Origin of the sequence: Peptostreptococcus equinus (genome assembly GCF_027125355.1) — a bacterium.
Lineage (GTDB): Bacteria > Bacillota > Clostridia > Peptostreptococcales > Peptostreptococcaceae > Peptostreptococcus > Peptostreptococcus equinus.
Genome location: NZ_CP114052.1, coordinates 145,094 through 159,473 on the forward strand (window position 1 = coordinate 145,094; position 14,380 = coordinate 159,473).

At 29.4% G+C, this 14,380-nt stretch carries 14 protein-coding genes and 1 other annotated feature; of the genes, 12 read left to right on the top strand and 2 right to left on the bottom strand.

Annotation, left to right across the window (positions count from 1 at the left end):
* Positions 1-9 precede the first annotated feature (9 nt).
* Positions 10-218: a binding site (T-box leader), on the top strand.
* Between the two features lie 51 nt (positions 219-269).
* From metG to O0R46_RS00870, 7 genes are all read left to right on the top strand, one after another.
* Positions 270-2,210: a methionine--tRNA ligase gene (gene metG / locus O0R46_RS00840; RefSeq protein WP_269311716.1), complete on the top strand. Its 1,941-nt coding sequence runs from the start codon at positions 270-272 to the stop codon at positions 2,208-2,210.
* Complete coding sequence (locus tag O0R46_RS00845; protein WP_269311717.1) at positions 2,210-2,977, top strand: TatD family hydrolase; 768 nt, start codon at positions 2,210-2,212, stop codon at positions 2,975-2,977. Before metG ends, O0R46_RS00845 begins: the two co-directional genes overlap by 1 nt.
* A 144-nt stretch (positions 2,978-3,121) precedes the next feature.
* The gene (locus O0R46_RS00850; protein ID WP_269311718.1) at positions 3,122-3,787 is read left to right on the top strand and encodes an HAD family hydrolase; all 666 of its coding nucleotides are present in this window, start codon (positions 3,122-3,124) and stop codon (positions 3,785-3,787) included.
* Between the two features lie 220 nt (positions 3,788-4,007).
* The gene (locus tag O0R46_RS00855) at positions 4,008-5,360 is read left to right on the top strand and encodes a sensor histidine kinase (RefSeq protein ID WP_269311719.1); all 1,353 of its coding nucleotides are present in this window, start codon (positions 4,008-4,010) and stop codon (positions 5,358-5,360) included.
* 16 nt (positions 5,361-5,376) lie between these two features.
* A complete protein-coding gene (locus tag O0R46_RS00860) occupies positions 5,377-6,081 on the top strand; it encodes a LytR/AlgR family response regulator transcription factor (protein WP_269311720.1) in 705 nt (234 codons plus the stop codon).
* A gap of 170 nt (positions 6,082-6,251) precedes the next feature.
* Positions 6,252-7,061 (top strand): pyrroline-5-carboxylate reductase, encoded by an 810-nt coding sequence (proC, locus tag O0R46_RS00865; protein ID WP_269311721.1) that lies wholly within the window; start codon positions 6,252-6,254, stop codon positions 7,059-7,061.
* A 53-nt stretch (positions 7,062-7,114) separates the two neighbouring features.
* Positions 7,115-7,798 carry a YoaK family protein gene (locus tag O0R46_RS00870; protein WP_269311722.1) on the top strand — a complete coding sequence of 228 codons (684 nt, stop codon included), beginning with the start codon at positions 7,115-7,117 and terminating at the stop codon, positions 7,796-7,798.
* A gap of 43 nt (positions 7,799-7,841) precedes the next feature.
* On the opposite strand, the gene trhA is transcribed toward O0R46_RS00870, so the two are convergent.
* A complete protein-coding gene (gene trhA, locus O0R46_RS00875; protein ID WP_269311723.1) occupies positions 7,842-8,486 on the bottom strand; it encodes a PAQR family membrane homeostasis protein TrhA in 645 nt (214 codons plus the stop codon).
* Positions 8,487-8,642: 156 nt separating this feature from the next.
* On the opposite strand from trhA, the gene O0R46_RS00880 reads away from it, so the two are divergent.
* From O0R46_RS00880 to O0R46_RS00895, 4 genes are all read left to right on the top strand, one after another.
* Complete coding sequence (locus O0R46_RS00880) at positions 8,643-9,293, top strand: DUF1836 domain-containing protein (RefSeq protein WP_269311724.1); 651 nt, start codon at positions 8,643-8,645, stop codon at positions 9,291-9,293.
* 155 nt (positions 9,294-9,448) lie between these two features.
* A complete protein-coding gene (gene rnmV, locus O0R46_RS00885) occupies positions 9,449-9,979 on the top strand; it encodes a ribonuclease M5 (protein ID WP_269311725.1) in 531 nt (176 codons plus the stop codon).
* Positions 9,980-10,027: 48 nt separating this feature from the next.
* Positions 10,028-10,900 (top strand): 16S rRNA (adenine(1518)-N(6)/adenine(1519)-N(6))-dimethyltransferase RsmA, encoded by an 873-nt coding sequence (rsmA, locus tag O0R46_RS00890; protein ID WP_269311726.1) that lies wholly within the window; start codon positions 10,028-10,030, stop codon positions 10,898-10,900.
* Between the two features lies 1 nt (position 10,901).
* Entirely contained in the window at positions 10,902-11,798 is an 897-nt protein-coding gene (locus O0R46_RS00895) for a hypothetical protein (RefSeq protein WP_269311727.1), read from the top strand.
* A gap of 133 nt (positions 11,799-11,931) precedes the next feature.
* Here the strand turns inward: O0R46_RS00895 and murC are convergent, their stop codons facing one another.
* Complete coding sequence (gene murC / locus O0R46_RS00900) at positions 11,932-13,281, bottom strand: UDP-N-acetylmuramate--L-alanine ligase (RefSeq protein ID WP_269311728.1); 1,350 nt, start codon at positions 13,279-13,281, stop codon at positions 11,932-11,934.
* A gap of 252 nt (positions 13,282-13,533) precedes the next feature.
* On the opposite strand from murC, the gene purR reads away from it, so the two are divergent.
* Positions 13,534-14,361: a pur operon repressor gene (purR, locus tag O0R46_RS00905; RefSeq protein WP_269311729.1), complete on the top strand. Its 828-nt coding sequence runs from the start codon at positions 13,534-13,536 to the stop codon at positions 14,359-14,361.
* The last annotated feature ends 19 nt before the right edge of the window (positions 14,362-14,380 follow it).

Here is a 14,380-nt window from a genome sequence, read left to right on the forward strand (position 1 = left end):
ATATAATTAATATTGGCAGTGAAGAGAAGAGATATATTACTAAGGTTACAGAGAGTTGGATTAGCTGAAAACCAATACCCCAAAGATATTGAAAATGGTCTTGGAGCCTCATATCTGAAATGAGTAAGATGTGCGTTTGGCGCGTTAAGTCACTTAAGATACCAATTTATTTAGTTGGTAAATTAGGGTGGTACCGTGAATTAATACTCGCCCCTATGTTTTATACATAGGGGTATTTTTTATTTTAATATTTATTTAGGAGGAATAATATGGCAGAAAAACCTACATTTTACGTAACAACACCTATATACTATCCAAGTGGAAAATTACATATAGGTCATGCTTATACTACAATAGCAGCAGATGCTATATCAAGATTTAAGAGATTTTGTGGTTATGATGTAAGATTTCTAACTGGAACAGACGAGCATGGAGAAAAAATACAGAAAAAAGCTAAAGAAGCAGGAATGAAAGAAATAGATTTTTTGGATGCTCAAATAGCTGAAATAAAGGACCTTTGGAAAAAGTTAGAAATAACTAATGATGACTTTATTAGAACAACAGAAGAAAGACACGAAAAAGCTATACAGAAAATCTTTACAAAGCTTTATGAACAGGGAGATATATACAAGGGGTCATACGAAGGTAATTATTGTGTTCCTTGTGAAAGTTTCTGGACAGAAAGTCAGATGCTAGAAGGAAATAGATGTCCAGATTGTGGTAGAGAAACAAAGGTTGTAAAAGAAGAATCTTATTTCTTTAAGTTATCTAAATATGAAGATAGGTTAAGAGATTTATTTGAAAATACAGATTTTGTACTTCCAGAAAGTAGAAAAAATGAAATGATAAAAAATTTCTTAGATCCAGGTTTGGAAGATTTATCTGTGACAAGAACTTCATTTGACTGGGGTATAAAGGTTCCATTTGATGAAAAGCATGTAATTTATGTATGGGTAGATGCCTTGTGCAACTATATAACTGCTTTGGGGTACGAGGGTGAAGACGATACAAACTTCAAAAAATACTGGCCAGCAGATGTACATTTGGTTGCAAAGGAGATTGTAAGGTTCCATACAATTATATGGCCTGCAATATTGATGGCACTTGATTTACCACTTCCAAAGAGAGTATTTGGTCATGGATGGATTTTATTTGCTGATGATAAGATGAGTAAATCAAAGGGTAATATAGTTTATCCAGGTCAGATGGTAGATAAATATGGAGTAGATGCACTGAAATACTTCTTATTAAGAGAGTTTTCATTTGGACAAGATGGATCTTATACTCATAGGAATTTTATAAATAGAATAAATTCAGATCTAGCAAATGATTTAGGAAATTTGGTTAGCAGAACAGTATCTATGGTAGAAAAATATAATGACAATATTTTAGTGAAAAATGATGAAACAAATGAATTTGATCAATCTTTAATAGATACATACAAAGAATCTAGAGTAGATTTTGAAAAGCAAATGAATGAATTAATGTTCCATGAAGCACTAGAAAGTGTATGGAAATTTGTAAGAAGAACAAATAAATATATAGATGAAACTATGCCTTGGGCTTTAGCTAAGGATGAGACTTCAAAAGATAAGTTAAATCATGTATTGTATAATCTTTGTGAGTCTATAAGGCTGATATCGACATTAATTAGTTCATTGTTGCCGGAGACTTCAAGAAAGATATTTGCTCAGATAGGTGTAGCTGGCAAAGAAGAATTGACAAGTTGGGAAAGTACAAATGAATTTGGATTAATAAAAGATGGAACAAAGGTTGAAAAGGGAGAGGTGTTATTTCCAAGATTAGATGTTGAAGAAGAAATAAAGATATTAGAAGAAATGTTTGCTGAAAAAATAGTAGATCAAGAAGTTAAAATACAACACAAGAAAGAAATCACTATTGAAGATTTTGAAAAAGTTGAGCTAAGAGTTGGTAAAGTCGTAAAATGTGAAAAGCATCCAAAAGCGGACAGACTATTAGTATCACAGATAAAACTTGGTTCTGAAGTTAGACAGATAGTTTCTGGCATAGCACAGTGGTATAAACCAGAAGAAATGATAGGAAAACAAGTAGTTGTAGTATGTAACTTAAAGCCAGTAAAACTAAGGGGAGTAGAATCTCAAGGTATGATATTGGCAGCTGGAGATAATGGAAGTGATTTAGTTTTGCCAGAGGTTTTAGGGGCAATTGATGGATCTGAGGTGAGATAATGCTGTTTGATTCACACGCTCATATTACTGATGAGAAATTTGATGAAGATAGATCTGAGTTGGTACAGTTATTAAGGGATAATAATATAAGTAATGTAGTAAATCCTGGAGTAGATACAAAGACTTCTATAGATGCCATAAAATTAGCAGAAGAATTTGACTTTATATATGCGGCTGTTGGATATCACCCACATGAAGTTGAAAATATTACGGATAAGGATATAGAAAGAATAAAAGAACTTGCTCTTTCTAGCAAAAAGGTAGTAGCAATAGGTGAAATAGGTTTGGATTATTACTATGATTTTTCGCCTAGAGAAACCCAAAAAGAATTTTTTATTAAGCAAATTCAACTAGCTAATGAGCTAAGGTTGCCTTTTATTGTTCATGATAGAGATGCTCATGGAGACTGCTTTGAAATAATAAAAAAATACAAGGCTCCAGAGACTGGCTGTGTACTACATTGTTATAGCGGTGAGGTGGAACTAGCAAAAGAATACATAAAGCTAGGATGCTATATATCAATACCTGGAACTATTACTTTTAAAAATAACAGAAAGACTATTGAAGTAGCAAAGCAAATACCTATGGAATATATGCTAATTGAAACAGATTCACCATATCTTGCACCAGTTCCAATGAGAGGCAAGAGAAATAATCCTTCATTTGTAAAATATGTGGCTGAAAAAATCTCAGAAGAAAGAAACATACCATATGAAGAGGTTTGTAGAATAACTAGAGAAAATGCAAAGAAATTCTTTGGAGTATAATAGCGGTTTTATGTTGTAAAGTATATAAGACTTAATATGGATAACTAGAAAAGTATAAATATATTTATACAATAAAAAATTATACCTATCCAGTTTTTGGATATGTATAATTTTATAAGAAAGTTTATGTTAGGTGGTTTTGTAATGAAAAATATAAAAGGCGTAATATTTGATGTTGATGGCGTAATTTTTGATACAGAGAGGATGTCTTCAACTTTTTGGACAAAAACTATGGCAAAGTATGGCTATAAAATGGATGATTCAATCTATACGCAGGTAATGGGAAGAAATAGAACAGGACTAATAAAAGGTTTAGAGGAAATATATAATGACTCCTCTATAGATTTTGATTCAATTTCAAGAGAAAAGACAGCTGCTATGGTGGCTAAATTAGATTCTAGCCCTATACCGGTACTACCTGGAGTATATGAAATAGTAGATTATCTAGAAAAAAATGGATACAAAAGAGCAATAGCAACTTCTACTAGAGAAGACAGATCAGTAGATAGATTAAAAAGAACCAATTTATATGATAGGTTTCAAGGTTATATGTATGGTGATTGGGTAGAACATTCAAAGCCAAATCCAGAAATATTTTTAAAGGCTGCGGAGCAATTAGGACTAGAGCCAAAAGAGTGTTTAATATTAGAAGATTCTCCATCTGGTGTGGAAGCTGCTTATAATGGTGGCTTTCCTTGTATAAATGTGGTTGATTTCAAACAACCTACAGAAGCTATGAAGAATCAGTCTATAGCTAGGTGTGATGGATTATTGGAGGTAATAGACTGGCTGGAAAAGAATAACAAGTAATAATATTTTAAGGGTTATTTGTCGAATAATGTTGATGAAAATTGCTAATTTATGCGGTGTGATCAAACACATATGATGTGTTTGATCACACCGTTTTTTGTGATATATTAAAAATTATACTTAATACATATGCGGTCATATATAGGTTATATGTGGTAGACATTTTTATGAAATCTTCTGTTATAATTCAATTATCAAGATAATTGAAGGAGGAAAATGTATGTATAAGTTATTTTATGAGGGGTATTTATATTATTATCTAATTATTTTAATTCCATTTATTGCTAGTATATATATATTAGGTGGTGGAAGATTTAATAGAGGGAAAAGGCTTGTTTTAGATATAGGTTTCTGTATATTACTTTATCCTTTTGCTATACTAAATTTACTGCCAAAAAAAATAAATATTATTATGAACATGGGTGGCGTTCTGGGAGTTGCATATATAATAGTTATAAGTATATATTTTTATTTTATGGATAAAGATAAGATTATTTTCTTGTATGGTGTGATATCAATATTTCTGATGACAATAGTTGATGTAATATTTGGTAGTATATGTATAAGTAGCTTATATCAAATTATAATTTCGCCAATAAGAAGCAGTGTTATTGTTCAGTTAATATATATTTTTTTAAGAATAAGTATTACAATATTAGTGCTATATATGTTCAAAAAATTTATGCCAACATTTAAATTTTACAATAAAAAAGATAAGATTTTTTTTGCAATAATTTTAGTATTATCCATCGTGGCAATATCAAGTATAAGTAGTATTCTGAACTCTTTTGACTATAATACTAATAATATTAATATAGTAAATAGTTATGAAAAAGCTAGTAAATATGAATCGTATATAAAATTAATAATTGCTGTTCTATCTATCGCTAATTTCTATTTCTATAATAAGATATCCGATTCAAACAGAATTACTACAGATAAATTAATAATTGAAGGTATGAGTAAGTCAAATGAAAGATATCTAAACAAAATGATAGATAGCCAGGAAAAAATTTCCAAGATGATGCACGATATAAATAATCATATGTATGTTATGAAAGGGATAATAGATGATACGAGTGTTGTAAGCTATTATAATTCCTTAAGTGAGCAATATCAAAATCTGCCTATAAAGCTCAGAACTGGAAATTTTATAGCAGATGTAGTCATTAATGATAAGATAGAAGATATGGATGCTAATAACATAAATTATGATATAAAAGTAGCTTTACCTAAAGAAACTTCATTGGATAATTATGAATTATCTTCAATATTATTTAATACAATAGATAATGCAATTGAAGCCTCTCTTAATTTAAAAGAAGAAGATAGAAAAATTATAATTAGAGCAGAACTTTGTGGTGACTATATAAAATATGCCATTTATAATAATTTCAAGGAATGTAGTTCTAATGAAAATAAGGATATTAGCAAGCGCAAATATGCGGAAAAAAATTCACTATCTAGAGGGTACGGCTTAAAAATAGTTGAGGATATAGTATCCAAGTATGGTGGTCATATGAAGCGAGAAAAGGATAAGTTATTCAAATTAAAGCTTTATTTTAGAGCTTAAACTCAAGGGGGAGACTATGAATATAGCTATATGCGATGATAATAGTGTTTTCTTAAAAGATATAGAAAATATAATCAGTAAAATTTTTTCGAAAGCTTTTATAGATGTAAATATAAGTTGCTACGATAGTTGTTACAATTTAATAAGTGATATAGATAAATACAAATTTTCTCTGTATTTTTTGGATATAGAAATAGGTCAGGATGATGGCATTGAATTGGCTAGAAATATATCGCTAATTGATACATCAGCTATATTTATATTTGTGACATCTCAAAATGATAGGGTATATGAAGTTTTTTCTATAGATACTTTTGGATTTGTTAGAAAATCTCATTTAGAAAATGACTTAAAAGAGGTTATGGATAGGCTTATTAGAAAATATGAACAAATAGGTTGTATATATGAAATAGTAGACTACGATAAAAATCATTATAGAATTAATCTAAATGACATTGAATATATAGAAAGAGTTGATAAAAATTTGTATATAGGTATAAAGCATCAATCAATAATAAAAACTTGTTATAGAACTTTTACAGCTTTGCCCTTTGGAATAGAATCTCTGGTAGAAATACATAGAGGTGTATATGTTAATATTAAACACATAAAAAATATAGGAGCAGATAAACTGACTTTATATTCAGGTAAGATTTTACCAGTATCGAGAAGAAAAAGTAAAAAAGTCTTAGAAGAATTTAGAGCATATATACTTGACTAAACATTTAAGAATTATAATATGATTAAATAAATAATTAAATAAAGCAAATTCGATTTTAAAGCATAAGTAATGTTTAAATATTACTTATGCTTTTTTAAATAATAGAAGGCATAATTTATGCTATAATAAATTTAAAGAAGTAGAAAATATAATTAATAGAGGTGGATTTTATGAATAGAATAACTTTTATTGGTGCAGGAAATATGGGATCAGCAATGGTTGGTGGTCTTGTTAAATCAAATTTAGTATCTGCAGAAAATATTACTGTAGCAAATAGAGGACAGGATAAGCTAGAAAAAATTAAAAAAGAATTTGGGGTAGGTGTTACCTCAAGTAATAGAGATGCAGTAAAGGGTGCAGATATGGTCATATTTGCAGTGAAACCAAATATGATAAAAAAGGTTCTTGAAGAGGTATGCGGTCTAATTAAGGATACTGCTATCATAGTTTCGGTTGCAGCTGGAATTACTATTGAAGAAATTGAAGAATATTTGGGATATGATAAAAAAATTGCTAGAGTTATGCCAAATACACCAGCTTTAGTTGGTGAAGCTATGTCTGCAATAGCTGTAAATAATAAAGTAAATGAAGATGACTTAGAAAAAATATATAAAGTATTTAATTCATTTGGAAAAGCAGAAATAATAGAAGAAAATTTAATGGATGCTGTAGTAGGTCTAAGCGGCTCTGGTCCTGCTTATATATTTATGTTTATGGAAGCTATGGCAGATGCAGCGGTATTATCAGGACTTCAAAGAGATAAAGCTTATAAAATGGTCGGACAAACAGTATTAGGAGCTGCTAAAATGATGTTAGATTCAGGAAAACATCCAGGTCAATTGAAAGATATGGTTTGTTCTCCAGGAGGTACTACAATTGCAGCAGTTGAAGTACTGGAAGAAAATGGTCTTAGAAACGCTGTTATAAAAGGTCAACTTGCATGCGTAGAAAAATCTAAGCAAATGAGTAAGGATAAATAATAAAAATGTATCATTGCTTATAGCTTTATTTATAACAGAAGGGAGTAAATGTTTTGAGAAAAGCTGTACAGATGTCAGAATCATTTGAAGTTGCTATATTTTTAGCATTGAGCGGTGGACTGATGGATGCCTATTCTTATTTAGGGAGAGGAGAGGTATTTTCAAACGCTCAAACTGGTAATATGCTTTTGTTTGGAGTGCATGCAGCCGAGGGTGATTTGGAAAAAAGTCTTTATTATTTATTTCCTATACTTGCTTTTGCCTTAGGGATAGCTTTGGCACAGATAATGAAGATGAATTTGTATAAATATAGGAGAATACATTGGAGACAGCTCGCTCTTTTAGTAGAGGTTATACTATTAGCGTATGTATCAATGCTCTCTGCTAGTAGTAATTCTTTGGCAAACTCTATAATTTCTTTTGCATGTGGCATACAGGTTCAGGCATTTAGAAAATTACATAGTAAGGGATTTTCAACTACTATGTGTATAGGAAATCTTAGGTCTGGTACTCATGAGACAATGGAATTTATACACACGAGAAGAAGAGAGCATTTAGAATCAGGTCTTATGTATTTCTTTGTGATATTTTGCTTTGTGTTAGGAGCGATTATAGGAGCTAAATCACTTCAGGTTATAGGATTGAAGGCTATAGTAATTAGTCCTATTCTTTTACTTTGTGCACTTATTCTAATGTTTATAGATAGAGAGAAAAAAAGATATTCTAGGTCTAGCTAAAAAAATAAGAGTCCCATTAGGGGCTCTTATTTTATGTAAATAACTAAATTATAAAATTAAATACTAATAGAAAATGGCTTATTGATCCTAACATAATAAATATATGGAAAATATCATGGAAATTCCAATTTTTTATGTTAGGTTTTTTTATTGCGTAAATTACACCACCGATAGTGTAGAATAAGCCACCTAGCACTAATAAAATAAAGGCAGGCAGGATCAAGTTTATATATAGATCTTTTATTAAAAATATTGCTGTCCAGCCCATAGCTATATATAAAGCGGAAGACAATTTTCTAGGCATATTAATCCACATGACTTTCATTACAGATCCTATTATTGTTATAAACCAAAGAATTAAAAAAACAGGTATTCCTATTTTTTTAGGTAATACATATAGGCAAAATGGAGAATAAGATCCAGCAATTAATACATATATCATCGAATGATCCAATTTTCTCATTACTAAAATAGCTTTTTCTTTGCTGGCTCTGATAGCATGATATATTCCACTGGTAAAATAAAGTATTGCCATGGATAATCCAAATATAATTGTAGCCACTAATAGTTGAATATTTATATTTCCGACTATTAATTGTTTTGATATTAATAGAGCAAGTCCAAGTAAGGATAAAAAACCACCTATTAGATGTGTAAGTGAGCTGATTGGGTCTCTAAGTGCATTCATTTTTTTTCACCTCTTTTGATTTTTTAATTATATATTTATATTTTAAATAAGTAGTTTTAAAAACTACTTATAATATTATTATAAACTATATAATGACTTTTAACAAGTCTTGAATTATAATAATTATATAGGTATTAATTTTAAGAGAGGTACAATATGGAAGAAGTAAAATATATTATTGATCAATTGATAAAAAAAGAAGATATTAAATTAGATGAAATTCCCAAAATAGATTTGTATATGGATCAGGTGCTGACTTTATTTGATGAGTATTTTCCATATGATGAAACGGAACAAAAAGTAACAAAGACAATGATAAATAATTATGCTAAAGGTGGTATAATAAAGCCTGCAGCAAAGAAAAAGTATAATAGAGAGCATATTTTGACAATTATTATAGTATGTATATTAAAAAGAAGTATGAGCCTTGCCGAAATAAAGGAATTAATGGATGAGTGTGCAACGGATGATGACATAGAAAAGGTATATAGCTCATTTCTAAAAAATAAGTTAAGCATGAATGATAGGGTCAAGGTAAAAATAGAGGATATAGTAGATACTTTTATTGAAAGAAATGAAGGCGACTATGACAGTAAGGTTGATGCTCTTGATAAGGATGATGTAGTCAATGAAAATTCTCGTAAAGAAATAGAAAATGATGAGACAATTAGAAGAGAAGATAAGCTAATGACAGTATTAATGTTATCATATTATTCAAATTTGCTAGGAGAGGTTGCTAGAATATTAGTTAGAAATAATAATGAAAATAAGATAAATATAGATGAAAAGAATAATGAAGAAAAATAAGAAGTCTAGAAAAATTATTTGATTTAAATGAATAAAAATAATTAAAATTGACTATATTATTCTATGTCTGTGATATAATATAGGATGGCTCTAAACAAAGGAGTTCTAACTGATAAAAAGATAGATTTTTAGATATAAAATTAGGAGTTTTGTTGATGATAAAGGAAGTTATTGTAGTAGAAGGTAGAGATGATATAAGGGCGGTTAAGAAAGCTCTAGATTGTGAATTGATTGCAACTGGTGGATTTGGATTTCCTAAAGGAGTGATGGAAAGAATAAAGACAGCACAAGAAAAAAGAGGTGTAATTATTTTTACTGATCCAGATTTTGCAGGAGAAAAAATTAGAAAAAAAATAGTTGAGCAAGTACCAAATTGCAAGCATGCATTTTTACCAAGAGAAGATGCAATAAAAGATGGAGATATAGGCATCGAAAATGCCAGTCCAGAGAGTATTTTATCAGCACTTGAGAAAGTTAGAACACAATCAATAGAGGATAGAAAAGAATTTTCACAAAAAGATTTAATATATAATGGACTAATAGGGAGTGAAAATTCATCCTATAAAAGAGACTTTTTAGGTAAGATATTAGGTATTGGATACGGGAATTCAAAGCAGTTTTTAAATAGGCTAAATAATTATGGTGTCAGTAGAAAAGAATTTGAAGATGCTTTAAGAGAATTATAAAAAGTCTGATGGAAGAAAAGATGAGAGATTAAGAAAGCAGGTTAAGATATGGATAAGAGACTATCATCGCATAAAGCAACTATGGAGGTTGTAAATAAGCATGGCTTTAGATTCAGTAAGTCACTAGGTCAGAACTTTTTAATAGATGATAATATAATAGATAAAATTGTTGAAGGAGCAAATGCGGGTAAAAATGATAAAATAATAGAAGTAGGACCTGGAATAGGAACTCTTACAAGAGCCCTGGCATCTAAATCGGAAAAAGTATTGGTTGTAGAAATAGACAAAAGTCTTATACCAATTTTAGAAGATACCTTATCAGACTTTGATAATATTAAGGTAGTAAATGAAGATATTATAAAGGCAGATGTAAAGACGCTCATAGACCAAAATCTAGACGGTGGACCAGTAAAATTGGTTGCAAATCTTCCTTATTATATTACTACACCAATTATCATGAGATTTTTAGAAGAATCTATAAATGTTAGTGATATAGTAGTTATGGTACAAAAGGAGGTTGCAGAGAGAATGAATGCAAAACCTGGAAAAAAAGATTTTGGGGCACTTTCTGTAGCAGTTCAATACTATTGCGATACTGAAATAGTGGCTAAGGTTCCAAGGCATTTATTTGTACCACAACCAAATGTTGATTCAATAGTGATAGCATTAAGAGTTAGGCCAGAAAAAAAATACAAGGTAGATAATGAAGAACTATTTTTCAAAGCAGTAAAAGCAGCATTTGGTCAGAGAAGAAAGACTTTATTAAATTCACTTACAAGTATGGGAATTTTAGATAAAAGTAAGATTAGTGAGGTACTATTGGAATCAAATATAGATGAAAAGAGAAGAGGAGAAACTTTAAGTCTAGAAGAATTTGCTAGTCTAGCAAATAATATAAATAAAAAATTAGAAGGGGAGTAGTATGAAGATTATAAGATATATTTTTAAGTTGATAGCTAGTTTTTTTCACTTAATATATAGTCTGTTCTATAAATTATATAGAAAAAATAAATTGGCCTTTATAATACTTTGTGCTTTAATATTTTTTGCAATTTATATAGGAGCTTTTTCTGCAGTTAGAAATCATATTGAAAAATCAAAAACTACAGATGTATTAAATGTTGATACTGGCAATGAAAAAAATAAGGTTGAAAAGCAAATTGAGATAAAGAATAAAGAGGAGGCGAAAAAGTCTCTTTCTATATTACTGAGTCAATCAAAAAAAGTTTATATAGCAGATGAAGATGTTGAAAATATAAAAATAACAGGATCTATATTAGATAACTTTGATAGACACTTGGAAATGTTTGTAAAGATTAGATCTATAGATGATACTTTCAATGCAAAATATCATGGTTATTCAGAGGATGGGATAAAATTTCAAACTGATTTTAATTATATGAAAATCATAAAGGGATCTAGGGTGGAAGTTTATAAGATACCAGTAGCTATGAAAGATGATTTTGAAAATCTTTATAGGAGGATGATTTATACATCTGTTGACTTTATAACTAGTAAAAAAGGTTTAGGTAAAATTGAAGTTTATCATAAGAATGATAAAAAGAGAATTATGCCATGGAATAAAGATGACTTAGTTTATAAAATACTTTATAAAAGAGAAGTAGGGAAAATCCAGCCTGAAAAAGAATTTTCTGAAACAAAAGATAACTATACGATAAAAATGGAAAAATCAGGTGTAGATTTAACTATACAGACAATGGGAAAGGACTTTATAAAAGTTATATGCGGAGATAATACAGCATATTATGAGGTTTATCCTGACTTATATAATTATATGCATGATGATGTGTTTAATTAATATGTATTAGAAAAAATAGAAATGACTTATATACAAATAAAAAAGGTGGAGAATATCTCCACCTTTTTTATTTGATTTATGTATAAAGTGTATATAGCATTAAAGGGATAGCTATAAACATCTTTATAGGCTTTTATTTTAATAGACTCTCTCCAACTTTGTATATTGGACCAGCACCACATGTGATAATAAGTTCATTTTCACCAATATTTTCCTTTAAATATTCTACTATTTCATCAAAAGTTGGAATATATTTGGATTTTATATTTTTCTGGTACAATCTTTCAACTAAGTCTTTTGAACTTATATCTCCGGGATTATCTTCTCTAGCGGCATAAATATCTGTTATAATAACTTCATCAGCAGAATAAAAGGCTTCTGAAAATTCGTTGAACAGTGCTTTTGTTCTAGAATATGTATGAGGTTGGAATATAACCCATAATTTATCTTTCTTAAGATTTTTAGCTGCTGCTAGGGTAGCTTTTAATTCTGTTGGATGGTGCGCGTAATCATCAACTACCATGTTATTTTTGAAGTTGCCTTTTATTTCGAATCTTCTACCAACGCCTCTATATTTTTTAATAGCTTCCTTTATAACATCTACTTCGATATTGGATTCTATTGAAGCTACTATTGCTGCAGTAGCATTGTACACGTTGTGTAATCCGTAGACTGATAATTTAAAAGTTCCAAGATTTACTCCTTTATATTTCAAATTAAACATTGCAAACCCATCATCGTCATATTTTATATCAGATATTATTGCATCATTTTTTTCATTTTGACCAAATCTAATTATTTTTGCTTTGACATCATACACTATATCTTTAGTGTTTTCATTATCTCCGTTTATTATGAATACTCCTTCTTTAGGAAGTAACTTACCAAATTTGTTAAATGAAGCTTTAATTTCTTCTATACCTGAAAAATAATCTAGGTGATCTTCCTCAATATTTAAAACTATTGATATAAATGGATTAAAATTTAAAAAACTATCTACATATTCACATGCTTCAGTGATGAAATTTTCTGAGGATCCTATTCTAACATTTCCACCTATAGCACTAAGATTTCCACCTACTAAAATTGTAGGATCCTTTTCAGCATGATTAAATATTTCAGAAAGCATACTTGTAGTTGAAGTTTTTCCGTGTGTACCAGATACAGCTATAGAATTTTTATATTCTCTCATTATCTGTCCTAAAAATGCAGCTCTGTTAATCATCAAGATGTTTTTATTTTTAGCCTCTTGAAATTCTTCATTATTTTCTGATATTGCCGCAGTATAGATGACCATATTTATGTCATCAGTTATATTTTCTTTTTTCTGTCCAATTACTATCTTTGCTCCGTGCTCTCTAAGATGTTCTATTAAATAAGATTCCTGCATATCTGAACCTGTAACTGTATATCCTTTATTAATACAGATTTCAGCTAGGGCACTCATATTAATACCACCAATTCCTATAAAATGTACTTTCATTTACTACCCACCTTTCAAATATTACAAAAAATACTCCTAAAGTATGTAATATGAACATTAAATATGGTATAATGTTTTAATGTTCAGAAGTTTTTTGAATATAATTATAATATCAATATTATACCACAAATGTTTAAAGTGTGAATATTTGATAGAAATAAATAAAGAAAAAGTAAAATTTTATAAATTTAAAACTAATAAATTATAGTTTTTTCAAAAAAAAGTTGAAATTAATAGGGGGATATATAAAATATGGAAAAGTTTAAAAGAAATGAAAGGATTGGAGCCATTGTAAAAATTTTATCTGATAATCCAAATAAGATATTTACACTTAGTTTCTTTACTACACAGTTTAATGCGGCTAAATCTACAATTAGCGAGGACTTAATAGTTGTGAAAAACGTTTTTGAAAAATTACAATTAGGAAAGGTAATTACAATTTCAGGAGCAGCTGGTGGTGTAAAATATATACCAAAGACTTCTAAGGAAGAAAATGAGGAATTTTTACTACACTTATGTGAAAGGATAAAGGATGAAGGTAGAATTTTATCAGGTGGATTTTTGTATTTAATAGACCTTATATACGATCCAAATGTAGTGGCTAAAATCGGTGAAATCTTTGCATCAAATATAGACTATTCTGATGTTGATTATGTAGTGACTATGGAGACAAAGGGAATACCTATGGCACTTATGACAGCGAAAGCAATGAATCTACCTCTAGTTATAATTAGAAAAAATACAAAGGTAGCAGAAGGTCCAACTCTAAGTATGACATATCTAACAGGAACTTCTTCAAAAGTTGAAACAATGAGCCTGCCAAGTAGAGCTCTAAAACCACATAGCAAGGTTATAATAATAGATGATTTCATGCGTGGTGGAGGAACAATAAAGGGTATGATAGAATTAATGAAAGAGTTCCAAACAGAGGTTGTAGGTACAGGAGTATTTATATCAACAGTTAAGCCAGAAGATAAAATGGTATCTAACTATATATCGTTGTTAGAACTGGATACTAGTGGAAATGAAATAGTGGCTAAACCTAATCTAAAGACTTTTATCAATGAGTATAGAGATTAAATAAAAGTCAAATATATCT